Source organism: Mesorhizobium sp. U510 (assembly GCF_059180695.1).
In genome coordinates this window covers 4,920,399-4,943,114 of the sequence record NZ_CP180532.1, presented here as the reverse complement: position 1 = coordinate 4,943,114, position 22,716 = coordinate 4,920,399, and the positions used below count along the sequence as shown (strand labels likewise).

The following is a 22,716-nucleotide window of genomic DNA, read 5'->3' as shown; positions in this document are numbered from 1 at the left end:
TTCGTCGGATTCTAATGGGTTAACCGACCAGTAACATTAACGCGCTTTAATCCGATCCAGTTGGTGCAGAGTTTGTGCGGGTTAGTGCGATGCAACTCAGTGTTTTGAAGACAAACGGTCGCAATCTGGCGCGGGGCTGCGCTGTTCTCATGATTGCAGGCGCGGCGGCCGGGTGCAGTTCCCAGGCCTCGCGGTTCAACAGCGTCGACGACGTCTTCACTTCCTCGACGAACAATCAGCGCGCCATCATCAACAAGCAGGACGCCGTGCAGCCCTATCCGGGCGATGTCTCGGCCGCGCCGCTCGACGGCAGCCACACGCAGTCGGTCAGCCGCTCCAGCCTCGAACCGGTTTCGAGCCGGCCGTTGCCGCCGCCCGTTTCAGCTCAGGCGCAACCCGCGCCGGCGCTCGCGCCTGCCGCCAATCCGGTGCGTGTCGCATCGGCGCCGGCCATGGTTCGGCCCGCTCCCCACGTCGACAGGACGACAACCGGCACCGTCGAGCCGGCCGCCAAGCCGTTCAAGAATGCCCAGCCCGACGCGCCGAAGGTGGCCGAGGCGGGCAGGCCGCACGCGACCGAAATCGTCGTCAGAGACGGCGAGACCATTTCCGGCCTGGCCGCGCATTACAAAGTTCCGGCCGATGTCATCATGAAGGTGAACGGCCTGAGCCCGACCAAGGGGCTGAAGACCGGTCAGAAGATCGTCATCCCGGCCTATGCCTATTCGAGCAAGGCCGAGCCGAAGGTCGCCGATGCAAAGCAGTTGAAGGACGGGCCTGCAAAGGATGGCAAGCACGACCTGCCTGCGACCGCGCCGGACAAGGTCGCCGTCTTGCCGCAGCAGCCTAAGCTCAAGGAAGGCAAGTCCGCCGCGCAGGTCGATGCTTCGGCCGCCGCGAGCCAGCCCAAGGAACCCAAGCCCGCGCAGGTCGCCAAGGCAACAGGCGCCGCCGGTACCTATACGGTCCAGTCGGGTGACACGATGTCCTCGATCGCCAGGAAGACCGGCGTCGGCGTCGTTGCGCTGAAGCAGGCCAACGGCATGAAGGACGGTTTGCTCAAGATCGGCCAGACCCTGAAGGTACCAGCCGGCGGAACCGCGACGGTCGCCAGCGCCAAGCCGGCAAAAGTCGATCCGGTGACCACGGCAACCACGCAGCCCCCGGCAAAGACCACGCCGTCGGAAACGCTGGCATCCTATACGCCGCCGAAGAAGGACGCGAAGGTCATCCAGCAGGCCGAGGACGACGAAGCGGTAGCGCCGGACGCCACGGGTATCGGCAAGATGCGCTGGCCGGTGCGCGGCCGGGTGATCTCCGGTTTCGGATCCGGCAAGGACGGCGTCGACATCGCGGTGCCCTCGGGCACGCCGATCAAGGCGGCCGAGAACGGCGTCGTCATCTACGCCGGCGACGGGCTCAAGGAATTCGGCAACACGGTGCTGGTGCGCCACGAGAACGGCCTGGTCACCGTCTATGGCCATGCCAGCTCGATCGAGGTGCAGCGCGGCCAGAAGGTCAAGCGCGGCCAGGAGATCGCTTTGTCGGGCATGAGCGGCACGACGAACTCGCCGAAGCTGCACTTCGAAGTGCGCAAGAATTCCGCCCCGGTCGACCCCTCTGGTTATCTCGAATAGTCCGGCTGTCTCGAATAGAAGAAGAAAGCGATTTTTGCGGGCCGTCTGACCTCCAGTCCGGCCCGCCGGCTCAGCCCGTTCCGCAAGGAGCGGGCTTTTTCAGTTGCTGCAAAGCCCGCCCGCGCGGGTCACAGTTGATCACGGAGCGTGTCGGCGATCATCTCCTCGATGCTGCTGGCCTTTACGCCCAGAAGCGCCTCAGTCTCGGAGGCATCAACCAGCAGAGGTCTCTCGAAGAGGTAACTCATCTCGATGGCCTCATGCATGCCCAGGGATTCGATCTCAGGGACGGAATAGGAACGTGTCCCTGAAACCTCTCGTGCGAGCATCGCCGCGGTTTTCTGGATGAGCTCCCTGGGTGAGGCGTATTGCGAGGGAACGTGAAACGCGCGTCCCCATTCGCCCTTGTAGCGGGCCGCCGCGACCAGCGTCCTCGCGACGTCCCTGGTGAAGGTCCAGGCATGGGTTGCGTCGAGGTCTCCGATGAAGGCGACAGGCTTGCCCTCGATGATGGCGGGCAGCGCGATCAGTGAGAAGTAGCTGATCGCGCCATGTCCGAGATAGTCGCTGGAGCGTATTTCGATCGCCGGTACATCGGCACGGACCGCCCGCTGCCACATGATCGCCCTGGCGGTTCCCTTCCTCGACGTCGGATCCAGGGGCAGGTCGGAGCGAAGCGGGCTATCGGCATTTTGCCCATAGCCATAGAGGTTTCCGAGCACGATGAGCTTGGCGCCGACCGCTTCGGCCGCGCGCACGGTGCCGTCGATGATGGGGAAAAAGTCGGTCGGCCACCGATGATATGCGGCCATGGCACACATGAAGATGGCATCGGCGCCTCGGCAGATACGTGACAGTTCAGAGGCATCCGTGGCGTCGGCCTGTATGGTCCGCACGTTCGGCAACGCGTTCGAGCCGACGCTTCGGCTTGTGAGAACGACATCATGCCCTTCCTCACCAAGAAGGCGCGCGGTCTCGCGTCCAACCGGGCCTGCGCCCACAACAACATAGAAACTCATGGCAACCTCTCTTCCGAGTTTGATGGAGAGGCGTGCGTACAGGGTCGCGGCATTGAAAATCGCGCGGGAATTGCCAAATCTTGAACAGGTTTCGCCATGAATCGAGAGTGCATGCGTCCACAATTTGCTTCGGCCCGATCCCCATCCGACGTAGCAATGATCGCCCGGCACATCGAGGCAGGTGTCCATCGTCTGCCGCGGGCGCCGCACCATCGCGTCATGGTGCATGCAAGCGCGGCGACACGCTCCTACTGCAATCAAGTTGGGCGCTATTTCGTCAGGCGCGCCGGCGATATCGACCTGGTGCCGGCTGGCGAGGAGGGTGGTTTCGAGGCTGAAACCGCGTTCGACACGATCGAGATTGTCTTGCAGCCAGCCCTGATGGAAAGGGTGGCGGCGGAACTTGGCGGCAGGGCGCTGGTATCGCGGCTCGACACACGCCATCTGCTTCGCGACCAGCGCATCGAGCATCTCGCTCGCGCGCTCCGGAGCGATCTCGATGCGGGTGCACCAAGCGGCTCCCTGTTTGCCGACAGCATTGGCGCCGCGCTGGCGGTCAGGCTGCTTGGTGTCGACGATATTGACGTCGAACGGACGAACCGCTTGTCGGATACCCAGCTCAAGCGCGTCCTGGAGCACATTGAGGCGGCTCTCCACGAGCCGCTCTCGGTCCATCGACTCGCCCGGGTAGCCGGCGCGAGCAGCTCGCATCTGCGGACATGGTTCAAGGTGGCGACGGGCGTCACCCTGCATCGCTACGTGTTGCGACGCCGGGTCGAACGCGCTCATGCCCTCCTGCAGCAGGGCGATCTCAGCACCAGCGAGGTCGCGGAATTGGCGGGCTTCGCACACCAGTCGCATCTGGCGCATTGGATGCGCCGCGAGATTGGCCAAACGCCGCGCGACGTGCGACGGGCGCGACGCCTCAATCCTTGAGCGGCTTGCCGAGCCGGCCGGCCAGATCCTGCGTGAACTGCCAGGCGACGCGGCCCGAGCGGCTGCCGCGCGTCGTCGCCCATTCCAGCGCTTCCGCGCGCAGCTGCTCTGGGTCGATGTCGAGGCCATGATGGCTGGCATAGCCATTGATCATCTCGAGATACTCGTCCTGCGAGCATTTGTGGAAGCCGAGCCAAAGCCCGAACCGGTCGGAGAGCGAGACCTTCTCTTCGACCGCCTCGGACGGATTGATGGCGGTCGAGCGCTCATTGTCGATCATGTCGCGCGGCAACAAATGGCGGCGGTTCGAGGTGGCGTAGAAGATGACATTGGCCGGACGGCCCTCGACGCCGCCTTCGAGTGCCGCCTTCAAAGACTTGTAGGACGTGTCGTCATGATCGAAGGACAGGTCGTCGCAAAACAGGATGACGCGGAAGGGCGCGGCCTTCAGCAGACCCATCAGCTTGGGCAGCGTATCGATGTCCTCGCGGTGGATCTCGATCAGCTTGAGCGGCAGGTCGGATTTGGCCTTGGCGTTGATCTCGGCATGCACGGCCTTGACCAGCGACGATTTGCCCATGCCGCGCGCGCCCCACAACAGGACGTTGTTGGCGGCAAAGCCGGCGGCGAAGCGCTCGGTGTTGTCGACAAGGATGTCGCGGACACGGTCGACGCCGCGGATCAGCCCAATGTCGACGCGGTTGACCTTGCGCACCGGCTCCAGATAGCCGGGGTCGGCCTGCCAGACGAAACAGTCGGCCTCGCCGAGGTCGGTTTCAGGCACCGGCGGCGGGGCGAGGCGGCCGACAGCCTCGATCAGGCGGTCAAGTTTCTTGTTGAGGGCGTCGATGGTGCTGTCGGTCATTTCAGGTCTTTTGGCTCGTTTCCTGGGGCGGGCAGGTGGGACACGTTCGAATCCGTCGGGTTCGAAACCGGTCCCAACCTTTTGTTCGAGCGTGATCTTTTCGGTAAACCGGCTCTCGCATTTCGCGATCATGCTCTAACACGGGCGAACAGGCCGGAAAAGCAGCCGATTTGGTCGGTCGCGCAGTTGCATTGACAACTTTACCGACTATATTCCGGCCAAATTTCAAGGGGCCGCCAAACTCCGCAGGACGGTTGGCGGCTGTTTTCAAAATTCAGGAGTACCTCGATGTTCGTGACACCGGCATACGCCCAAGGCATTGGCGGCGCCTCTCCCGATATGTTCATCAGCATTTTGCCGTTTGTCCTGATTTTTGTGATCATGTATTTTCTGATCATCCGCCCGCAGCGCACGCAGCTGAAGAAGCGCGGCGAGATGCTGGCGGCGGTCCGCCGCGGCGACACGGTCGTCACCGGCGGTGGTTTCGTCGGCAAGGTGACGAAGGTGATCGACGACAACGAGCTCGAGATCGACCTTGGTGGTGGCACCAAGGTGACGGCGCTGCGCTCGACGATCGCCGATGTGCGCGTCAAGGGCGAACCGGTGGCCAACCAGAACGCCAAGAAATAACCCAATTCAAGGCGGAGCGATCCGCGGACACGCTCTGACGGACGACGCCATATGCTGTATTTTTCGCGCTTCAAGATGATCCTGATCTGGGTGGCCGTCGCCATCACAGTGATCCTCGCCGCGCCCAATCTGTTCCCCGCCAGCACGTTGGCCCAGCTGCCGAGCTGGGTGCCGAAGCGGCAGATGACGCTCGGCCTCGACCTGCAGGGCGGTTCGCACATCCTGCTGGAGATGAACCAGAACGATCTGATCAAGGATCGGCTGGAGACGACGCGCGACGAAATCCGCACGCTGCTGCGTGACGCCAAGATCGGCTATACCGGCCTTGCCGGCACCGGGCGGACCCTGCAGGTCCGCATCACGGACCCGGCCCAGCTAGACGCCGCAAAGAAGGCGTTGAAGACCTTGACCGATCCTGTCGCCGCCGGCCTGTTCAGTGGCGGCTCCATCCAGGAAATGTCGCTGGATGATTCCGAGCCAGGCCTGCTCAAATTCACCGTCACCGACGCCGGTATCAAATACCGCACATCGACCGCATTGGCGCAGTCGATCGAAGTGGTCGAGCGCCGCGTCAACGAACTCGGCACCACCGAGCCTATCGTGCAGCGGCAAGGCGACGACCGCATCCTTGTCCAGGTGCCAGGCCTGCAGGATCCGCAGCGGCTGAAGGAAATCCTCGGCCAGACCGCCAAGCTGACCTTCCAGATGGTCGACCAGTCGATGCCGGTGCAGGACGCGCTCAAGGGGCGCCCGCCCGCCGGTTCCTCGGTGCTCTATTCCCAGGACGACCCGCCGGTTCCGTATCTGATCGAAAACCGCGTCATCGTTTCGGGCGAAAACCTCGTCGACGCGCAGGCGACCTACAATTCGCAGAACAACGAGCCGGTGGTCTCATTCCGCTTCGATTCGAAGGGCGCTGCCCGCTTCGGCCAGGCGACCTCGCAGAATGTCGGCAAGCTCTTCGCCATCATCCTCGACAACCAGGTGATCTCGGCGCCGCAGATTCGTGAACCGATCCTCGGCGGGACCGGCCAGATATCAGGCAATTTCACCGCCCAGAGCGCCAACGATCTCGCCGTGCTTTTGCGAGCCGGTGCGCTGCCGGCCACATTGACGGTCATCGAGGAACGCACTGTCGGCCCAGGCCTTGGCCAGGATTCGATCCATGCCGGCAAGGTCGCCGGTATCATCGGTTCGATCCTCGTCGTCGCCTTCATGTTCGTCGCCTATGGCTTCCTCGGTTTCCTCGCCAACATCGCGCTGGCGGTGCACGTGGCGATGATCGTTGGGCTGCTGTCGCTGCTTGGGGCGACGCTGACCTTGCCCGGTATTGCCGGTATCGTGCTGACCATCGGCATGGCGGTCGATTCCAACGTGCTGATCTACGAACGCATCCGTGAAGAACGACGGGCCGGCCGCTCGGTGATCCAGGCGATCGACACCGGCTTCTCGAAGGCGCTGGCGACCATCGTCGATTCCAACGTCACCTCGCTGATCGCCACCGTGGTGCTGTTCTATCTCGGCACCGGGCCGGTGAAGGGCTTTGCCATCACCTACGCCATCGGTATCCTGACCACGGTCTTCACCGCTTTCACCTTCACGCGCCTGCTGGTGTCGATCTGGCTGCGCCGCGCCCGTCCGAAGGAATTGCCGAAGGCCCCGGTGACCTTCATTCCGCCGGGTACCAAGATCCCCTTCATGGGCATCCGCCGCTGGACGTTCGCACTGTCGAGCTTCCTGTCGGTGCTGTCCGTGGTGCTGTTCATGACGGTCGATATCAATTACGGCATCGACTTCAAGGGCGGCTCGATGATCGAGGTGAAGTCCAAGAGCGGCGATGCCAATCTCGGCGATATCCGCGCCAGGCTGATGGAGCTCAATATCGGCGAAGTGCAGGTGCAGCAGTTCGGCGCGCCGAATGACGTGCTGATCCGTGTCGGCACGCAGGATGGCGGCGAGAATGCCGAGCAGACGGTCATCGACAAGGTGCGCGGCGAGCTGCAGGACCAGTATGATTTCCGCCGCGTCGAAGTGGTGGGACCGACGGTTTCCGGTGAACTGGCCAAGCAAGGCACTATCGCCATGCTGGTCGCGCTGGTCGGCATCCTGGTCTATGTCTGGTTCCGTTTCGAGTGGCAGTTCGCGGTCGGCGCCATCGTGGCGACGGTGCACGATGTGGTCATGACGCTCGGCTTCTTCGTCATCACCGGGCTCGAATTCAACCAGTCGTCGCTGGCGGCGATCCTGACCATCATCGGCTATTCGCTGAACGACACGATCGTGGTCTATGACCGCGTCCGAGAAGATCTGCGAAAATACAAGCGAATGCCGCTGCCGCAGCTGTTGAACAACGCCATCAACGAGACTCTGTCGCGAACGACGCTGACCTCGGTGACGACGATCCTGGCATTGCTGGCGCTGGTGTTGTTCGGCGGCGAAGTCATCCGCTCCTTCACCATGGCGATGCTGTTCGGCGTCGTGTTCGGCACCTATTCGTCGATCTTCATCGCCGCACCGCTGCTGATCCTGTTCAAGCTGCGCCCGCAGGCCTCGGCCGACGAGGAGAAGCCGGTCAACGGCGGCAAGGCGGTCGCGACCTGACGCGCGGCCCCGAAGGGGTGACAACAGTGGTGACCGGCAAAGGCATCGTCATCCGCGAGGCGCATTTCCCCGGCCGCGCGCCGATCGAGGCTTATGGCAATGGCGGGTTCCGCTTTGCCGACATGTCGCATCGCGGCTCGCTGCTGTGCCTGCCATCCGGCATCCATGGCTGGGAGCCGGCGGACGCTTCAGCGCTGGCGGTGGCGGATTTCGAAAAACTGCTGGCCGAAGCCGATAAGGTCGAGATCCTGCTGGTCGGCATGGGCAAGGATTTGAGGCCATTGCCGGCAGCGCTGCGAGCGGCGCTGAAAGAGGCGGGCATTGCGTCCGACCCGATGTCGACCGGGGCTGCGGTGCGGACCTACAATGTCCTTCTGGCGGAAGACCGCGCCGTGGCCGCAGCGCTCATCGCCGTCGATTGATATGTCGCAAAATGCCAAAATCGTCATGGACGCGGTGCGCGCCGCCGACCATGACCGCTATCTGACGGCACTCTACGCGCCGGCCGAAAAGCGCGACGCGCTGTTTTCGCTTTACGCTTTCAATGCCGAAATCGCCGGCATCCGCGATCGCATCCATGAAGCGTTGCCGGGCGAGGTGCGGCTGCAATGGTGGCGTGACCTCATCGCCGTCGACAATGATGATGCAGCCATCGGCCATCCCGTCGCCGACGCGCTGAAGGCGACAATTTCCGCCCACCGCCTTCCCAAGCTGGCATTCGACAACATGCTCGAAGCGCGCATCTTCGATCTTTATGACGACCCGATGCCGTCGCGCACCGACCTGGAAGGCTATTGCGGCGAGACGGCGGCCGCGCTCATCCAGCTTGCGGCGATGGTGCTCGATCCCGTCGAGGCGCCCCGCTTCGCTGAATTGGCGGGCAGGGCGGGCTGCGCGCAGGCCATGACCGGCCTCTTGCTTCTGTTGCCGCTGCACCGCAAGCGCGGGCAGTGTTTTGTCCCGGCCGACATTCTGGCGGCGGCGGGATCGACGTCGGAAGAGTTTGTTGCCGGCGATGGCGGGCCTGGGGCGCGGCGCGCCGTGGCGGCGATGATCGCGTTGGCGCGCGAACACCTTGCCGCTTTCGAGCGGGGCGCCGCGGCCCTGCCGGTGGCCTTGCATCCGGCATTCCTGCCGCTGGCACTGTCGCGTGCCTATCTCGACAGGATGGAAGGCTCGCGCCAATCGCCGCTCGACGGCGTCGCGCGGCTGTCCGCCTTGCGCCGGCATTTGTTGCTGTTGCGGCGAGCGAGCAAGGGCTGGCCGGCACTTTGACGTAAACGTCAATCGTGCTAAGGATTCGGCTGTGCCGGGAACTGTCGCCAGAGATGATAGGCCGGCCCGGAGGAAATCCATGAGCTTGCCCGTTCTGGTGGCGATCGTCGTCCTTGGCATTGCGCTGTCGGTTGCCGCGGTGCATTTCACCGGCGGCAGCAAGACTGCCACGCTGGCCGATCCGGATCAGGCTTTGCGTCGTTTCGCCGAGGATTTTCCAGAAGAAGTTGCGGGAACAATCTGCCTGACGGCGGACGCCAAAACGGCATTTCTGGACCTTGGACGAGGGCGCACCGGCATCGTTCACAGCATTGGCGACTGCTTTTTGACGCGTATCGTCATGGCTGCGGACGTCTCGGTGTCCAGGTCCGAGGAGACGAACACAATTCAATTGCGGTTGACGGACTTCACCTGGAAGGGCGGCCGTTTCCGCTTCGCCAATGCCGGCGATGCGCAGGCCTTGCTGAAGGCTCTTGAAGCACGCCATGCCGCGAGGGAGGCCGCGTGATGGACAGCTATGATTTTCCGCAGGTCACCCAGCTGGCCATTCCGTTCTTCGTCGCCGCCATCCTGATCGAGCTCTGGCTGGTGCGCACCGGCCGCGCGAAAGGCTCGTTCGAGACGCGCGACACGCTGACCAGCCTGATGATGGGCACCGGCAATGTCGTCGCCGGGCTGCTGCTTGGGGTCGTCTCCTACTGGGCCCTGCTATGGCTGTGGCAGTTCCGCATCTTCAATCTCGGCCTGTCGGTCTGGGTGTTCCTGGCCGCCTTCCTGCTCGATGATCTGCGCTACTATGTCTATCACCGCATCGCGCACCGGGTGCGCTGGGTGTGGGCCGAGCACGTCAACCATCACTCAAGCCAGCATTACAATCTGTCGACGGCGCTCAGGCAGAGCTGGACGGGTCTGTTCACCTTCATGTTCGTGCTGCAGGCGCCGCTGGTGCTGCTCGGCTTTCACCCAGCGGTGATTGCCTTCACCTTCGGCTTCAACCTCGTCTGGCAGTTCTGGATCCACACCGAGACCATCGGCAAGATGTGGGGCTGGTTCGAATTCATCTTCAACACGCCCTCGCACCACCGCGTCCACCACGCCACCAATCCGCGCTATCTCGACGCCAACTATGCCGGCACGCTGATCATTTGGGATCGCATGTTCGGCACCTTCGTCGAGGAGCTGGAAGAGGACCGGCCGCGTTACGGCATCGTCAGGAATCTCGGCACCTTCAACCCGCTGAAGGTGGCGTTCCACGAATGGATCGGCATGTTCAGGGATGCCTTCGCGCCGGGCCTGACGCTCAGCTATCGCATCAATTACCTGATCAAGCCGCCGGGCTGGAGCCATGACGGCTCGCGCGAAACCTCGGAGAGCCTGAAGGCCGCTTATGTCAGGCGAAATCCCAGCGAAGCGGGCAAGCCAGGGCTGCCTATGGCAGGTGCCGGGCCGGCGGAGTAGCTGTTTTGGCTGCTAAGAGGGGTCGCTCGAACCGCCATCACGCATCAGCGCTTCATAGTCGCGACCGCCGTAAAAGATGTTGACGATGCAAACGAGACCGTCGTCGACAATATAAGCGATGACGGCGGAATGCTCGAACGGAACCGTTCGCAGTCCGGGCATGATGTCGTCGCGGGAGCGGCCGCCGTGAGGCGCATTGCCGATGGCAACGATCTTCAATACGAAGCACGAATCTCATCGCTACTTCGGGACTTCCGCCAGACTCAACTATGTATCTGAAAATGCTGCCAAGATCGTTGCTGGCGCTTTCGCGGTACTCAACGTTAAGCCGCCGAATCATCAACGCGGCTCGAATATTGCTCGGCGAATTTCTTAAGCCGGTCGCGAACCTCTTCTCCAGAGGTTCGGTCTCGTGTCCTCGATCGAAGCCTTCACCCGCGCCCTGATCGAGGCGATACGCTCGGCGTGTTCATCTTCCTCACGTTGGAAGGCGCGGAGCGCCGCACGAATGACTTCGCTCGCCGAGCCGAAGGAGCCGTCCTCGACTTTCTCGCGGATCATGCGCGCCATGGCGGGGGTGACGGTGATGGACAGCTTTTCTGCGGATTCCATGGAGCGGCTCCGGTAGATAGGAAAGTAGGATAGTATCCTACTTTCTGCTTCGGGTCCAATCCGGAGGTTTGCTATTCCGCTGCTTGTGCCGTCGGCGTCGGCAGCCCCAGCCATTGCCGGCAATCGCCCAGCGCCCGCGAGGTGATGGCATGGCGCTTGGCGACCGTCTTGTCCTTGCCGCGCAGGCGCTTGCCTTCGATCTTTACCGCTTCCACCGGCGGGAACAGGCCGAAATTGACGTTCATCGGTTGGAAGGAGCGCTTGCCCGGCTCGTCGTCGGAAACGATGTGGCCGCCGGTGATGTGGTTGAGCAGCGCGCCGAAGGCCGTGGTGAGCGGCGGCAGCGAATGTGCGTGGCCGAGCCGCTCGGCGGCGGCGAAGCGGCCGGCGAGCAGGCCGATGGCGGCGCTTTCGACATAGCCTTCGCAGCCGGTGATCTGGCCGGCGAAGCGCAGGCCTGGGCGCGATTTCAGCTGCAGCGAGGCGTCGAGCAAGGTCGGCGAATTGATGTAGGTGTTGCGGTGCAGGCCCCCGAGGCGGGCGAAGTCGGCGTTCTCCAGGCCCGGAATGGTGCGGAAGACGCGGACCTGCTCGGCATGCTTCAGCTTGGTCTGGAAACCGACCATGTTGTAGAGTGTGCCCAGCGCATTGTCCTGCCGCAGCTGGACGACGGCATAGGCCTTGACTGTGGGGTTGTGCGCGTTGGTCAGGCCCATCGGCTTCATAGGCCCGTAGCGCAGCGTCTCGACGCCGCGTTCGGCCATGATCTCGATCGGCAGGCAGCCGTCGAAATAGGGCGTGCCTTCCCATTGCTTGAATTCGGTCTTCTGGCCGTCGACCAGCGCCTGCACGAAGGCAAGGTACTGCTCCTTGTCCATCGGACAGTTGATGTAGTCCTTGCCGGTGCCGCCGGGGCCGACCTTGTCGTAGCGCGACTGGAACCAGCAGGTGTCCATGTCGATCGTGTCGAAATGGATGATCGGCGCGATGGCGTCGAAGAAGGCGAGCGCATCGGCGCCGGTCGCTTCGGCGATCGACTGGGCAAGCGATGGCGCGGTCAGCGGTCCCGTGGCGACGATTGCCTGGTCCCAATCTGCAGGCGGCAGGCCAGGCACTTCCTCGCGCTGGATGGTGATCAGCGGGTGCGCCTCGAGCTTTTTCGTCACGGCCTCGGAGAAACCGTCGCGGTCGACAGCCAGAGCGCCGCCGGCCGGCACCTGGTTTGCGTCACCCGCGCTCATGATCAGCGAGCCGGCCAGCCGCATTTCGGCATGCAGCAGGCCGACCGCGTTGTTCTCGGCGTCATCGGAGCGGAAGGAATTGGAACAGACGAGTTCGGCCAGGCCATCGGTCTTGTGCGCGTCCGTGCCGCGAACCGGGCGCATTTCATGCAGCACGACGGAAACACCGGCCTGCGCGGCTTGCCATGCGGCTTCGGAACCGGCGAGACCGCCGCCGATGATGTGTATGGGATTTTTGCTCATGAGCGCCGGAATAATCGCTTGGGGCGGCGATTGCAATTGCCGTGCTTGGTGCGGGCAAACCGCAGATGGTGAACCAGACGCTGAAAACAACAACACCCGCCGGGGGAGGAGGTCCGGCGGGTGTCGTTTTGGGGGTCGATCCTCGGGAGGAGGTGAAGATCGACCATATTCGTCATCGCCGGGGAGGAGGTCGGCTTTGACGAAATCTCTTTCGCGTCTTGAAAAGGGGCGAAACCCTTTGGAGCAAAATTCATTTTGCCCCGGAGAAACAACGCCCGCCGCGGGAGGAGGTGCGGCGGGCGCCGTTTGGTTGGCCAACCCTCGGGAGGAGGTGAAGGTTGGACCTATTCGTCATTGCCGGGGAGGAGGTCGGCTTTGACGAAATCTCTTTCGCGTTTTGAAAAGGGGCGAAACCCTTTGGAGCGAAATTCATTTGCCCCGGGAACAGCGCCCGCCGCGGGAGGAGGTGCGGCGGGCGCCGTTTTGGTGGTCAACCCTCGGGAGGAGGATAAGGGCTGACCGTTCGCTGGAGGTCGGGGAGGAGGTCGACCCCAGCGAAATTCCGTTAGATCGCCCGACGGGCGATGATCTTGATTTCGTCGCGGACGATACCGAGATCATGCAGCTGGCGGTTCGAAAGGCGACCCAGCTCGGTAACCGTCTCGCGATATACGCGCCAGTTACGATAGTTGCGGATCAGGTTCATTGTCGTTCTCTTTTCGGAAACTTGTTCGGACCATTTGCGGTCCGAAGAATTAGACCGCCTTGCGAGCGACGTAGGGAATGTCGCTGCGGCTGATGCCGAGGTCGGTCAGTTCGCGGTTGCTCAGGCGGCTCAGCTCGGACACGGTGTCCCGGTAGCGGCGCCAGTTGCGATAGTTGCGGATCAGGTTCATGGTAGTTCTCGTTTCGTCTTTCTTGCGGATCATTCCGTTTGTGTACGAACTATAAGTAGGCGGGCTCATATCGATTTAAAAGCGCTATGGCTGCATGGCAGCAATGCAAATTGTGCAATGCAACATTAACGCGCCTTCACGGACCTGACACAAAGAAGCCAGAATCGGAAAGTGCCGTGACGTCAACGGTTTGGCTGGTTCGGCTAAAAAAACGACCTTGTGGGGGATGCAGGACATGGCGGGCTATTCGACACGGGTCAGATCCGACATTGCGCGGTGGCTCCAGGCAGGCCTGATCGACGCCGCGACGGCCGATGCCCTGACGCGTGACATCGAGGCGAATACGCGCAAATCACTGAGCTTCGGTTCGATCCTGGCCATGATGGCGGCCCTGCTGTTCGGCGCGGCCATCCTGATCTTCGTCGCTGCCAACTGGGATGCCATTCCGCGGCTAGCGCGGGTCGCGGCGCTGTTTGCCATCATCCTTGGCGGTTATGTCGGCGGCGCGGTGCTGAAGACGCGCGACCACGCGGCGATCGGCGAAGCGCTGTGGATCGTGGCTGCCGCTGCATTCGGCGGTTCGATCGCGCTGATCGGCCAGATGTACCATCTGTCTGGCGACGAGGCTTCCGCGCTCGTCACTTGGGGCGCCGGTACGGCGTTGGCGGCGGTCGCGCTCCGGTCGAACCCGCTTACAGTCGCTTCGGTCGGCATCGCCGACGCCTGGCTGTTCCTGAAGGGGTTCGACTATTACAGCCGCAGCGCGTTTCCGCATGCCTTCGTCGTCATGGCGATCGTGCTGTTCGCCGTCTCGTTCTGGACCCGCAGCCAGGCCGCACGGCATCTGATCATCCTGTCGCTGCTCTTCTATCTCGTGCTGCTGGCCGGGAATCACGCGACGCTGCCGGTGGCGATCCCCCTGGTCATTGCGTCCACCGTGCTCTTTGCGGCTGCTGTCTTTGCACCGGAACCTGTCGACAGGATCGTTCAGCTCGGCGGCCGGTTGCCCCTGCACGCGCTGCTCGGCTTCCTTACCGGGCTGGCCATCATCCAATTCGAACTCGCCGACGAAAGCACCTACAATAGCGGTTTCGGCATTGCCTCGGTCGTCGCGCTGGCCGGCATCGTCGCCGCCATCGTGCTGGCGGGACGGGAGAGCCGGGGCCTGCGCTGGCTTGCCTATCTCGGCTTCGCCTTCGAGCTAGCCATCATCTATGTCGTTACCTTGCAGTCGATGCTCGACACGGCCGGCTTCTTCCTTGCTGCCGCGGTGCTGCTCGGCATCCTAGCGATCATCATCATCCGCGTCGAAAAACGCATGAAGGGTCCGGCAACGGGGGGAGCCACGGCATGATGACCGGAAAGAGGCTTGTTATCTCGGCGCTGGTGCTGGCGCTCGTCCAGATCGGGTTCCTGAGCTGGATCATCGCCGGCCGGGCGGCGATCCTGCGCAACGGCAAGGAAGTGCTCTTGAAGATCGAACCCGTCGATCCGCGCGATCTGCTGCGCGGCGACTATATCATCCTCGGCTATGACATTTCGCGCATACCAGTGAAGATGATCGCCAACATTCCCGCCGGCAAGTTCTCCAGCGACGACACTTCGATGGTCGTGCGCCTGAAAAAGGGCGCCGACGGTTATTGGACACCGACCACCGCCTGGTTCGGCAAGGCGCCGACGCCGGCCGCGGCCGAAGAGGCCGATATTGCAGGCCATGTCGCCGAAGGCTGGGATCTGCGCAGCGAGGGCATGACCATCGCGCCGGACTACGGCATCGAGCGGTTCTACCTGCCGGAAGGCGAGGGGATGGCGATCCAGGATGACATGCGGGTGCGCCCGTTCGGGATAAGGCTTGCCCTTGCCAGCGACGGCACCGCGCAGATCAAGGCGCTGGTGGACGGCGACAAGACGCTGTTCGAGGAGCCGCTATATTAATAACGATGGATCCCGGTCATCGGTGCGAATCGAGAGACCAGAACCCCCTAAATCAAGCGTAAGGTCTTTGCCGTACAGGCGTTGCGGCAGCGCGGCAGTCGTACCCCACTGGGGAGCCCGTGTGTGCCATTATACGAAATAGCCAAACAGATTTTTCGCAAGAAAGTTCATTGACCCAGGGATGGAGAGCTCCACTGATCAACTCCGGACCTTACTCGTCTCGGCGACGATTTTGGGATAGGGACCAGTCGATATTGTGTAGCTAAAGTCTGCTACGCCTTTTTCCTGCTTGTGTATCGAGGGGCTGCGCACAACCCAGTCATACGCGCCAGAAACCATGCAGCGATCGTTTGCACAGGTGACCGCAATGCTGTCATTGCGGACGTTATATATGCGTTCAGGCCAGCGCCGGTAATAGTTCCTCTTGTCCTGAAGGATCGAACTCAGGTTCGTCAACTTGCCATAATAGTCGACTGTGCGAGCGTAGGACGCCTGAACTTGAGCAAGAGCGAAATCGTCGTTGTCGCCATGATGCTCGATCAGATCCTTGACGAAAGCGACCGCAGCGCTCTCCGCCTGTTGCCTTGCGTCGGGCGCAGGCAGCGGCACGGGCGCAGGATCTGGCCTCGTCGACACCTGCAATGTATCCGCGGGCGATTGGTTCGCTGCGACATTGGTCACACGCAACTCTGCCATTTCGCTGGCCGATAGGTATCTTATGTCATGCTTGTCAAAGCTCGAAGCCAATTCAATCAGTTCGGGGTCCACTCCCATCTCGACTACATAGGATGTGATTGCGGCCGTTCCGAGCTGGACACGGGCCTTGGCTTCTTCTCTGGACATCCCGTCAGTCCATTTCAACCAAGCCCGATGAATGCCGATAGAATCTGGTTCGGCAACACGGTGGACGCCACCCAAGAAGGCCAGTGAGCAGGCTGAGGCGCACTGCAGTTGGCGAAGCTGAAGCGTATCCAACCCTGCCGCGCGGATCATACGCCCCAACCGAAGCGCGCTGCCGACGTTGCCGCCGGGGGAGTTGAATACGATCCTCCGGGCGCCGCTGCTCACAACCGCGTTGCTAAAGGCGTTCAGGGGTTCATTGTCTTTGAACTCGCCGGACACAACAAGAAACGGCTGCTGCCCTGGAGACGAAACAGCCGTGTACTCTAGGGCCTCAACCTTACATGTTGCTGCCGCGACAATTGACCCTACCGCCAGAACTAGAGAAACTACGCGCACAGCTCGACAGAGCCCCAACCTGCCCGCTGCAAGTAAGAACCTGTCAACGAACTATTTCAAGGGTCTTCCTTGAAAGTTGGATTTCATTCGGAGCAGTCATTGGCCGAAAAAATTGGTGCGGATGAAGGGACTCGAACCCCCACGCCTTTCGGCACTGGAACCTAAATCCAGGGCGTCTACCAGTTCCGCCACATCCGCATCGTCCGGCAATCCCATGTAGCCATCATTCTGTCAATGTCAGAGACGACATGTCGGCCAGGGCCGAAACGTTGGTTATTCGCCTAAGCGCGAAGACTGTTGAAAATTAGGCTCGCCTGTGACAAAAGGCGTGTCAAATGTGACGGGACGCGACGATCCGCTTCTACAGAATGTGATAAGAAGTAGGAAAAACAAGAACTTATTCACATTTTGGAACGCAGTTTGGGAGAGTTTGAGCCGTAATTTCGGTCAAATCGCCAGGTTCCGTACCAAAAGCCATTCCCGGCAAGAATATACCGGCAGGCTGTAAACGGCAGAGGCCGTGGCAGTCTCATTGGTGAAAACAAAGGTTTTACGATGCAGGTCACCGAAACGCTTAATTCCGGTCTCAAGCGCGAGATCAAGATCACCGTGCCGGCCGGTGACATGGAAGCCAAGCTGATGGCGAGGCTCTCGGACGCGCGCAACAAGGTTCGCATCAACGGCTTCCGGCCGGGCAAGGTGCCGGTGCAGCACCTGCGCAAGGTCTATGGCAAGTCGTTCATGGCCGAAGTGGTCAACGAGATCCTCAACGACTCCACCCGTTCGATCATTACGGGCCGCGGCGAAAAGGCCGCCATGCAGCCCGAAGTCATCATGACCGAGGACGAGAAGGAAGCCGAGAAGATCCTGGCCGGCGGTACCGACTTCGAGTTCCGCCTCAATTATGAGGTCATCCCGGCGATCGAGATCAAGGATTTCTCCGACATCAAGGTGACGCGTCAGGTGTTCGACGTGCCTGAGGCCGAGATCGACGACCAGGTCAAGCGCGTTGCCGAATCGGCACGCAGCTATGAGCCGAAGACCGGCAAGGCCGCCGAAGGCGACCGCGTCAGCATCGATTATGTAGGCAAGATCGACGGCGAGGCCTTTGCCGGCGGCGCCGGCACCGACCAGCCGTTGGTACTGGGCTCCAAGGAATTCATTCCTGGCTTCGAGGATCAGCTTATCGGCACCAAGGCCGGTGACGAAAAGCAGGTCACCGTGACCTTCCCGGAAAACTACCAGGCGGCACATCTGGCCGGCAAGGAAGCCACGTTCGACGTCACCGTCAAGGAAGTGTCGAAGCCGGGCGAGCTGGAAATCAACGACGAGACCGCCAAGAACCTTGGCTTGGAATCGCTGGAGCGCCTGCGTGAGATCGTGCGCGGCCAGATCGAGAACCAGTTCGGCTCGATGACGCGCCAGAAGGTCAAGCGCCAGCTGCTCGACCAGCTCGATGCCGCCTATTCGTTCGAGGCACCATCGAAGCTCATCGAGGCCGAGTTCAACAACATCTGGGCTCAGGTCACCCGCGACCTGGAAGCCGCCGGCCGCACCTTCGCGGACGAAGAGACGACCGAAGAAGAAGCCCGCGCCGAATATCTGCGTCTTGCCGAACGCCGTGTGCGTCTCGGCCTGGTGCTGGCGGAGATCGGCGAGAAGGCCGGTGTCACCGTATCGGACGAGGAATTGCAGCGTGGCCTGTTCGAGCAGGTTCGCCGCTTCCCGGCCAACCAGCAGCAAGAAGCTTTCGAGTTCTACCGCAGCAACCCCGAGGCGCTGAACGCGCTGCGCGCACCAATGTTCGAGGAGAAGGTGGTCGACCACCTGCTCGGCCAGATCTCGGTCACTGACGTCAAGGTCAGCAAGGAAGAGCTGATGGCCGACGACGAGGACGCGGAAACCACGACCAAGGCCAAGCCGGCGAAAAAGGCCGCGGCCAAGAAGGCTGAAGCCAAGGCGGGCGACGAGGCGGAAGAGCCGAAGAAGAAGGCCGCGCCGAAGAAAAAAGCCGCCAAGGACGCCGAATAAGTTCCCGCATTTGAGGGAATCGACGAAGGCCGCCCTTGAGGCGGCCTTTTTCGTTGCGAAACTGCAACAGCCGATTCGCTTTGCGGGAAATGGCACTTGGCGATACCTGGCGTTGATCATTATCTGCGCTGCTGTTGCAAACCGTGTGGTTCCTGGAGGGGGCGTTGAGCCTATTCTTCGAAAAGGTGCGTCCCGTCGCCCTGGCGCTCGTTCTGGCCTTCGCCTGCGATGTTGCCCAGGCCGGCGCGCTTGCCGGCGAGTGGCGCTTCGGTACGGACGATGGCCTTGTCACCGCTTCGCTTCATGGCACCAACAAGCTGGTCACGGGTGGCGGTGCCTTGAGTTACAGCCCGGTGTTGACCATTGCCTGCCGGGCAGACGGCGAACCGCGCTGGACCGAATGGCTGCAGTTGAATGACGGGGTTTCGGCCAGCCGCAAGATCACCATGTCGGTCACCGTCGACGACGGCGGCAAGTTCGACGAGAGCTGGTCGGTCGGGTCGCGCGGCCGAATGCTGGTGCGCGACGGCGCCGACGGCATCAAGCGCCTTTTTCCCGCAAGCCGGCTGTCGCTTTCCTGGCGGTTCGGCTTGTTGTCAGGCCGCGGCCAGGCGGATTTCGACCTTGCGGGGCTCGAAGAGGCGGTCGAGCAGATCGCCGAAAGCTGCCGGACCAAGCCGCCTTGAGCGCGGCCGGGTTCTAAACCTTCGCAATGCTTGGCTTTTTCTACCCGCCGCCTGAATTCCATGGTATGCTGGTACCGCAATTCCACTGGGGAGAGATATTCTGCCCAGGCGCGATCGTCCGAGGCATAAATGGCGATCAGGGAGGAAATGCCATGCGTGCTATAGCGTTTTTCGCTGGGGTGTCCGTTACGATCTTCATCGCGCATCCGTCGCAGGCACAGGATGCCGCGGCTGGCGAGAAGGTCTTCACCAAATGCCAAGTCTGCCACATCGCAAACGAGGACAAGAACAAGATCGGTCCATCGCTGCACGGCGTCATCGGCCGCACGGCCGGTACGCATCCGGATTTTAAATACTCCGATGCCATGGTTGCTGCCGGCAAATCCGGCGTCAAATGGGACGAGCCAACGCTGACGACCTACCTTCATGATCCCAAGGCCATGGTCAAAGGCACCAAAATGACGTTTCCCGGACTCAAGAACGATGCGGACGTGGCCAACGTCATTGCCTATCTGAAAACGTTCTCCAAGTGACCTGGCTCCCTCGCCATCCATCGGTGGTCGTCCGAGATGTCGACTAGGGAAAGCCGCCTCAAGGATACCTCCATCCGCCTCTCGGAAGCGACGGCGGCCGATTTCTTCGCGCTTTTGAAGCCGCGGGTCATGGCGCTTGCCGTATTCACCGCTTTCGTCGGCCTGATGGTGGCGCCCAGCGTGATGAATCCGGTCATCGCCGTGATCGCAATCGGTGCGATTGCGATCGGAGCAGGAGCGGCGGGGGCCCTGAACATGTGGTACGACGCGGACATCGACGCGCTGATGTCACGCACGTCAAAACGGCCGGTTCCGTCGGGCCGCGTCACGCCGGGCGAAGCTCTCGGCTTCGGCCTTGTGCTTTCCGCGCTTTCGGTCATGACACTCGGCGTACTGGTAGGCTGGCTTGCCGCATCGCTGCTGGCCTTCACCATCTTCTTCTACATCGTCATCTACACGATGTGGCTGAAGCGCTCGACGCCGCAGAACATCGTCATCGGCGGCGCGGCTGGTGCCCTTCCTCCTGTCATTGGCTGGGCGGCCGCAACTGGCGCCATCGGCATCGAAAGCCTCATCCTGTTTCTGATCATCTTTCTGTGGACGCCGCCGCATTTCTGGGCGCTGGCGCTGTTCAAGGTTGGCGACTACGCCGCTGCCGGCATTCCGATGATGCCGAATGTGGCCGGCCCTGCTTCGACGCGTAGGCAAATCCTCGCCTATGCCTTGCTTCTGGCGCCGGTCGGCGTGCTGCCTTGGTTCTTCGGATTCACCAGCGGCTACTACGGAATCGCTTCGGTCGCATTGGGCGCCGGTTTCATCTGGCATTCCTGGAAGGTTCTGGCGGCTTCTGAAACGGAGTTGAAACCCGCCAAGGCGCTGTTTGCCTATTCGATCCTCTATCTTTTCGCGATCTTCGCCGCGCTGCTTGCCGACACCATTGCCATGCGCGCGCTGATCTCAGCCGGGGCCTGAGCGCAGATCGCCATCCGGGAACCGCTCTGGCCGGTCGGCGAGTGCTTTGCCGAAGACCCAGCAGTGCTGTCACGATGGCAGCGCACAGAATCCCAGCAACAGCAGAATGATTATGCCAAGGCCGAGTATGAGAAGCGTCCTTGCGTCCATGACCTTCGCCTTCGACCCAGTGCACGGTCCTGAAGATCGGGATCGACTCTGCTGCGCCGATCTCCGGTTCGCAAAGGATCATGCGCCAATCCAAGTGCTCCAGCGTGTTTACGTGTCCAAAAAAGAGACACGCGGCGCAGCGTGCGCATATCGAAGAAGGGTTTCCAGAGCCAGCCGTGCAGCCCAACAACGGGCGACAAGTCCCTCACAAGAGAGTATATTGGTGGCGGTGCAGGTCGCGGTTTTGCGTGGCCAGTCACGCAGACGGCAGCACCGCTAAATCGCGACCTTTCCGGACCCAGTCTGGAGGAACGGTCATGGCAAGTTTTCATGTGATAGCAGGCGCCAGCGAGACGCTGGAACATACCAAAATTCGAAAAATCGCTGTTTCCGACCTTTTTGACGCGCTCAGGCGGGGCGTCGATGATTTCATGGTTAAACCGTCGCATATCGTCTTTCTCTGCCTGATCTATCCGCTCGTGGGCGTCGTGCTCGCCGCATGGACTTCGGGCGCAAATGCTTTGCCGTTGTTGTTTCCGCTGGTTTCTGGCTTTGCGCTGGTTGGCCCCTTCGCGGCGATAGGCCTCTATGAAATCAGCCGTAGACGGGAAGCCGGGCTCGACACCTCCTGGAGGCACGCTTTCGAGGTCAGGAATTCTCCGGCGCTGCCGGCCATCGCGGCGGTCGGGATCATGCTGTTTGCAATCTTCATCACGTGGCTTTTGACGGCGAAGATATTCTACGAATATCTTTTCGGCCCGGCTCCGCCGGAATCGATATCCAGCTTCATCAACGCGATATTTGCCACCGGACGTGGCTGGACGCTGATCATATTGGGGCACGCCATCGGCTTTGTCTTTGCCGTGGTGGTGTTGTGCACGACGGTCGTCGCCTTCCCATTGTTGCTCGACCGCGATGTCGGCGCCTATGAAGCGATCCACACCTCGGTTCGCGTGGTCCTGGCGAACCCGATCGTGATGGCTGTCTGGGGACTGATCGTCGCCGTCGGCCTGATCATCGGCTCGCTGCCGGTGTTCGTCGGGCTCGCCGTCGTGTTGCCGATCCTCGGCCACGCCACCTGGCATGTCTACCGCAAGGTTGTGGAATCGCCCGCCAGACCGACGAGTTGAGGACGTTTTTGCTTCACCGCACGGGATAGAGCGTTTTAACGCAATTCCCACGGGAAAGCGCTACGCGCTGTCCCGTGGAAAACCGATCACACTTTTCCTGGAATTGCTCGGCATGCCGGTGCGAGCTTGATCGAAGCCGTCAGTAGGCCCGGTGACTGAAGCGGGCGCGGTATGCGCCCATGGTCAAGTTGCGGAAATCCTCGCCGCTGACATGCACCAGCGTTCTGTGGTCGCCGCCTTCGAAGTAGATGTCGGCGGCATCGCCGAGGCTGTCATCGACAATCACTGGCACATCGTAAGGTGCGCCGATCGGCGGAACGGCGCCGGTGTCGCAATCAGCGAAGAGCGAAGTCACCTCGTCTTCGGAGGCTAGTCCGAGACGCTTGTCCATGACGTCCTGCAATGTGCCGAGCTCGATCCTGTGCGTGCTTGGAACCACGGCCAGCGCATAGCCGAGCTCGTGGTGAACAACGACCGATTTGGCCACTATGCTGCCGGGTATATGCGCCGCGATGGCGGACTGTCTGCTGGTGGACGTGCGATGGTGGGCGACTGTGTCGTATGAAATTCCCTTCCTGTCGATAAAGTCCTTCAGTCTGGTTGCGATCGTCATCTTGGCCTCCCTTT

General features: G+C 61.7%; 24 protein-coding genes, 1 tRNA gene and 1 pseudogene. 15 read left to right on the top strand and 11 right to left on the bottom strand.

Translation table 11 applies throughout. From position 1 onward, the window contains the following. Positions 1-89 precede the first annotated feature (89 nt). Complete coding sequence (locus ACLGL5_RS25740; RefSeq protein ID WP_494372791.1) at positions 90-1,637, top strand: peptidoglycan DD-metalloendopeptidase family protein; 1,548 nt, start codon at positions 90-92, stop codon at positions 1,635-1,637. Between the two features lie 128 nt (positions 1,638-1,765). On the opposite strand, the gene ACLGL5_RS25735 is transcribed toward ACLGL5_RS25740, so the two are convergent. Beyond that, positions 1,766-2,656, bottom strand: coding sequence for an NAD-dependent epimerase/dehydratase family protein (locus ACLGL5_RS25735; RefSeq protein WP_069092307.1), 891 nt, complete (start codon positions 2,654-2,656; stop codon positions 1,766-1,768). Between the two features lie 96 nt (positions 2,657-2,752). On the opposite strand from ACLGL5_RS25735, the gene ACLGL5_RS25730 reads away from it, so the two are divergent. Then, on the top strand, positions 2,753-3,592 hold the full coding sequence (locus ACLGL5_RS25730; RefSeq protein ID WP_171903294.1) for an AraC family transcriptional regulator: 840 nt from the start codon (positions 2,753-2,755) through the stop codon (positions 3,590-3,592). Here the strand turns inward: ACLGL5_RS25730 and ACLGL5_RS25725 are convergent. Next, entirely contained in the window at positions 3,582-4,457 is an 876-nt protein-coding gene (locus tag ACLGL5_RS25725; RefSeq protein ID WP_027046915.1) for an ATP-binding protein, read from the bottom strand. The genes ACLGL5_RS25730 and ACLGL5_RS25725 overlap by 11 nt on opposite strands. Before the next feature lie 288 nt (positions 4,458-4,745). Between ACLGL5_RS25725 and yajC the strand changes: the two genes are divergently transcribed. The 6 genes from yajC to ACLGL5_RS25695 all read left to right on the top strand — a co-directional run bounded on the left by yajC (position 4,746) and on the right by ACLGL5_RS25695 (position 10,421). Next, a complete protein-coding gene (gene yajC / locus ACLGL5_RS25720) occupies positions 4,746-5,087 on the top strand; it encodes a preprotein translocase subunit YajC (RefSeq protein ID WP_010909882.1) in 342 nt (113 codons plus the stop codon). Positions 5,088-5,138: 51 nt separating this feature from the next. After that, the gene (gene secDF, locus ACLGL5_RS25715; RefSeq protein WP_010909881.1) at positions 5,139-7,688 is read left to right on the top strand and encodes a protein translocase subunit SecDF; all 2,550 of its coding nucleotides are present in this window, start codon (positions 5,139-5,141) and stop codon (positions 7,686-7,688) included. Between the two features lie 26 nt (positions 7,689-7,714). Then, a complete protein-coding gene (locus ACLGL5_RS25710) occupies positions 7,715-8,110 on the top strand; it encodes an Mth938-like domain-containing protein (protein WP_019858550.1) in 396 nt (131 codons plus the stop codon). Position 8,111: 1 nt separating this feature from the next. After that, positions 8,112-8,963: a phytoene/squalene synthase family protein gene (locus ACLGL5_RS25705; protein WP_069092305.1), complete on the top strand. Its 852-nt coding sequence runs from the start codon at positions 8,112-8,114 to the stop codon at positions 8,961-8,963. 79 nt (positions 8,964-9,042) lie between these two features. Then, the gene (locus ACLGL5_RS25700) at positions 9,043-9,471 is read left to right on the top strand and encodes a hypothetical protein (RefSeq protein WP_069092304.1); all 429 of its coding nucleotides are present in this window, start codon (positions 9,043-9,045) and stop codon (positions 9,469-9,471) included. Then, positions 9,471-10,421, top strand: a complete 951-nt coding sequence (locus ACLGL5_RS25695; protein ID WP_027046911.1) for a sterol desaturase family protein — start codon at positions 9,471-9,473, stop codon at positions 10,419-10,421. The genes ACLGL5_RS25700 and ACLGL5_RS25695 overlap by 1 nt, the downstream gene beginning before the upstream one ends. Positions 10,422-10,433: 12 nt before the next feature. On the opposite strand, the gene ACLGL5_RS25690 is transcribed toward ACLGL5_RS25695, so the two are convergent. The 6 genes and pseudogenes from ACLGL5_RS25690 to ACLGL5_RS25665 form a co-directional block, all read right to left on the bottom strand. Continuing rightward, positions 10,434-10,640: a type II toxin-antitoxin system RelE/ParE family toxin gene (locus ACLGL5_RS25690; RefSeq protein ID WP_019858546.1), complete on the bottom strand. Its 207-nt coding sequence runs from the start codon at positions 10,638-10,640 to the stop codon at positions 10,434-10,436. Further along, positions 10,582-10,761: pseudogene (locus ACLGL5_RS25685) on the bottom strand (hypothetical protein); the annotation flags it as partial. The gene ACLGL5_RS25690 and the pseudogene ACLGL5_RS25685, both read right to left, overlap by 59 nt. Before the next feature lie 32 nt (positions 10,762-10,793). Beyond that, complete coding sequence (locus ACLGL5_RS25680) at positions 10,794-11,033, bottom strand: type II toxin-antitoxin system ParD family antitoxin (protein ID WP_019858545.1); 240 nt, start codon at positions 11,031-11,033, stop codon at positions 10,794-10,796. A 71-nt stretch (positions 11,034-11,104) separates the two neighbouring features. Further along, on the bottom strand, positions 11,105-12,517 hold the full coding sequence (gene trmFO, locus ACLGL5_RS25675) for a methylenetetrahydrofolate--tRNA-(uracil(54)-C(5))-methyltransferase (FADH(2)-oxidizing) TrmFO (protein WP_069092303.1): 1,413 nt from the start codon (positions 12,515-12,517) through the stop codon (positions 11,105-11,107). Between the two features lie 565 nt (positions 12,518-13,082). After that, entirely contained in the window at positions 13,083-13,223 is a 141-nt protein-coding gene (locus ACLGL5_RS25670) for a DUF1127 domain-containing protein (protein WP_019858543.1), read from the bottom strand. Positions 13,224-13,272: 49 nt separating this feature from the next. After that, positions 13,273-13,413 (bottom strand): DUF1127 domain-containing protein, encoded by a 141-nt coding sequence (locus tag ACLGL5_RS25665; protein ID WP_013531315.1) that lies wholly within the window; start codon positions 13,411-13,413, stop codon positions 13,273-13,275. 235 nt (positions 13,414-13,648) lie between these two features. On the opposite strand from ACLGL5_RS25665, the gene ACLGL5_RS25660 reads away from it, so the two are divergent. Then, positions 13,649-14,767, top strand: a complete 1,119-nt coding sequence (locus ACLGL5_RS25660) for a DUF2157 domain-containing protein (RefSeq protein ID WP_069093435.1) — start codon at positions 13,649-13,651, stop codon at positions 14,765-14,767. Further along, positions 14,764-15,348, top strand: a complete 585-nt coding sequence (locus ACLGL5_RS25655; protein ID WP_069092302.1) for a GDYXXLXY domain-containing protein — start codon at positions 14,764-14,766, stop codon at positions 15,346-15,348. Before ACLGL5_RS25660 ends, ACLGL5_RS25655 begins: the two co-directional genes overlap by 4 nt. A gap of 198 nt (positions 15,349-15,546) precedes the next feature. Here the strand turns inward: ACLGL5_RS25655 and ACLGL5_RS25650 are convergent, their stop codons facing one another. After that, a complete protein-coding gene (locus tag ACLGL5_RS25650) occupies positions 15,547-16,470 on the bottom strand; it encodes a COG3904 family protein (RefSeq protein ID WP_019858539.1) in 924 nt (307 codons plus the stop codon). 230 nt (positions 16,471-16,700) lie between these two features. Further along, positions 16,701-16,785, bottom strand: a tRNA-Leu gene (locus ACLGL5_RS25645). 357 nt (positions 16,786-17,142) lie between these two features. Here ACLGL5_RS25645 and tig point away from each other — a divergent pair. The 5 genes from tig to ACLGL5_RS25620 all read left to right on the top strand — a co-directional run bounded on the left by tig (position 17,143) and on the right by ACLGL5_RS25620 (position 22,089). Then, entirely contained in the window at positions 17,143-18,618 is a 1,476-nt protein-coding gene (tig, locus tag ACLGL5_RS25640; RefSeq protein WP_019858538.1) for a trigger factor, read from the top strand. Between the two features lie 164 nt (positions 18,619-18,782). Continuing rightward, entirely contained in the window at positions 18,783-19,304 is a 522-nt protein-coding gene (locus tag ACLGL5_RS25635; protein ID WP_069092301.1) for a hypothetical protein, read from the top strand. A 152-nt stretch (positions 19,305-19,456) separates the two neighbouring features. Next, entirely contained in the window at positions 19,457-19,837 is a 381-nt protein-coding gene (locus ACLGL5_RS25630; protein WP_038647221.1) for a c-type cytochrome, read from the top strand. Between the two features lie 36 nt (positions 19,838-19,873). Then, complete coding sequence (locus ACLGL5_RS25625; RefSeq protein WP_069092300.1) at positions 19,874-20,809, top strand: heme o synthase; 936 nt, start codon at positions 19,874-19,876, stop codon at positions 20,807-20,809. Between the two features lie 467 nt (positions 20,810-21,276). Continuing rightward, on the top strand, positions 21,277-22,089 hold the full coding sequence (locus ACLGL5_RS25620; protein ID WP_038647217.1) for a DUF2189 domain-containing protein: 813 nt from the start codon (positions 21,277-21,279) through the stop codon (positions 22,087-22,089). Between the two features lie 139 nt (positions 22,090-22,228). Here the strand turns inward: ACLGL5_RS25620 and ACLGL5_RS25615 are convergent, their stop codons facing one another. Then, positions 22,229-22,702, bottom strand: coding sequence for an aminoacyl-tRNA deacylase (locus tag ACLGL5_RS25615; RefSeq protein WP_038647215.1), 474 nt, complete (start codon positions 22,700-22,702; stop codon positions 22,229-22,231). Positions 22,703-22,716: the final 14 nt, after the last annotated feature.

Bases quoted from the DNA above. Each gene is read 5' to 3' on its own strand.
- ACLGL5_RS25740 (WP_494372791.1), top strand. From the start codon at position 90: ATGCAACTCAGTGTTTTGAAGACAAACGGTCGCAATCTGGCGCGGGGC.
- ACLGL5_RS25735 (WP_069092307.1), bottom strand. From the start codon at position 2,656: ATGAGTTTCTATGTTGTTGTGGGCGCAGGCCCGGTTGGACGCGAGACC.
- ACLGL5_RS25730 (WP_171903294.1), top strand. From the start codon at position 2,753: ATGAATCGAGAGTGCATGCGTCCACAATTTGCTTCGGCCCGATCCCCA.
- ACLGL5_RS25725 (WP_027046915.1), bottom strand. From the start codon at position 4,457: ATGACCGACAGCACCATCGACGCCCTCAACAAGAAACTTGACCGCCTG.
- yajC (WP_010909882.1), top strand. From the start codon at position 4,746: ATGTTCGTGACACCGGCATACGCCCAAGGCATTGGCGGCGCCTCTCCC.
- secDF (WP_010909881.1), top strand. From the start codon at position 5,139: ATGCTGTATTTTTCGCGCTTCAAGATGATCCTGATCTGGGTGGCCGTC.
- ACLGL5_RS25705 (WP_069092305.1), top strand. From the start codon at position 8,112: ATGTCGCAAAATGCCAAAATCGTCATGGACGCGGTGCGCGCCGCCGAC.
- ACLGL5_RS25700 (WP_069092304.1), top strand. From the start codon at position 9,043: ATGAGCTTGCCCGTTCTGGTGGCGATCGTCGTCCTTGGCATTGCGCTG.
- ACLGL5_RS25695 (WP_027046911.1), top strand. From the start codon at position 9,471: ATGGACAGCTATGATTTTCCGCAGGTCACCCAGCTGGCCATTCCGTTC.
- ACLGL5_RS25680 (WP_019858545.1), bottom strand. From the start codon at position 11,033: ATGGAATCCGCAGAAAAGCTGTCCATCACCGTCACCCCCGCCATGGCG.
- trmFO (WP_069092303.1), bottom strand. From the start codon at position 12,517: ATGAGCAAAAATCCCATACACATCATCGGCGGCGGTCTCGCCGGTTCC.
- ACLGL5_RS25670 (WP_019858543.1), bottom strand. From the start codon at position 13,223: ATGAACCTGATCCGCAACTATCGTAACTGGCGCGTATATCGCGAGACG.
- ACLGL5_RS25665 (WP_013531315.1), bottom strand. From the start codon at position 13,413: ATGAACCTGATCCGCAACTATCGCAACTGGCGCCGCTACCGGGACACC.
- ACLGL5_RS25660 (WP_069093435.1), top strand. From the start codon at position 13,649: ATGGCGGGCTATTCGACACGGGTCAGATCCGACATTGCGCGGTGGCTC.
- ACLGL5_RS25655 (WP_069092302.1), top strand. From the start codon at position 14,764: ATGATGACCGGAAAGAGGCTTGTTATCTCGGCGCTGGTGCTGGCGCTC.
- tig (WP_019858538.1), top strand. From the start codon at position 17,143: ATGCAGGTCACCGAAACGCTTAATTCCGGTCTCAAGCGCGAGATCAAG.
- ACLGL5_RS25630 (WP_038647221.1), top strand. From the start codon at position 19,457: ATGCGTGCTATAGCGTTTTTCGCTGGGGTGTCCGTTACGATCTTCATC.
- ACLGL5_RS25625 (WP_069092300.1), top strand. From the start codon at position 19,874: ATGTCGACTAGGGAAAGCCGCCTCAAGGATACCTCCATCCGCCTCTCG.
- ACLGL5_RS25620 (WP_038647217.1), top strand. From the start codon at position 21,277: ATGGCAAGTTTTCATGTGATAGCAGGCGCCAGCGAGACGCTGGAACAT.
- ACLGL5_RS25615 (WP_038647215.1), bottom strand. From the start codon at position 22,702: ATGACGATCGCAACCAGACTGAAGGACTTTATCGACAGGAAGGGAATT.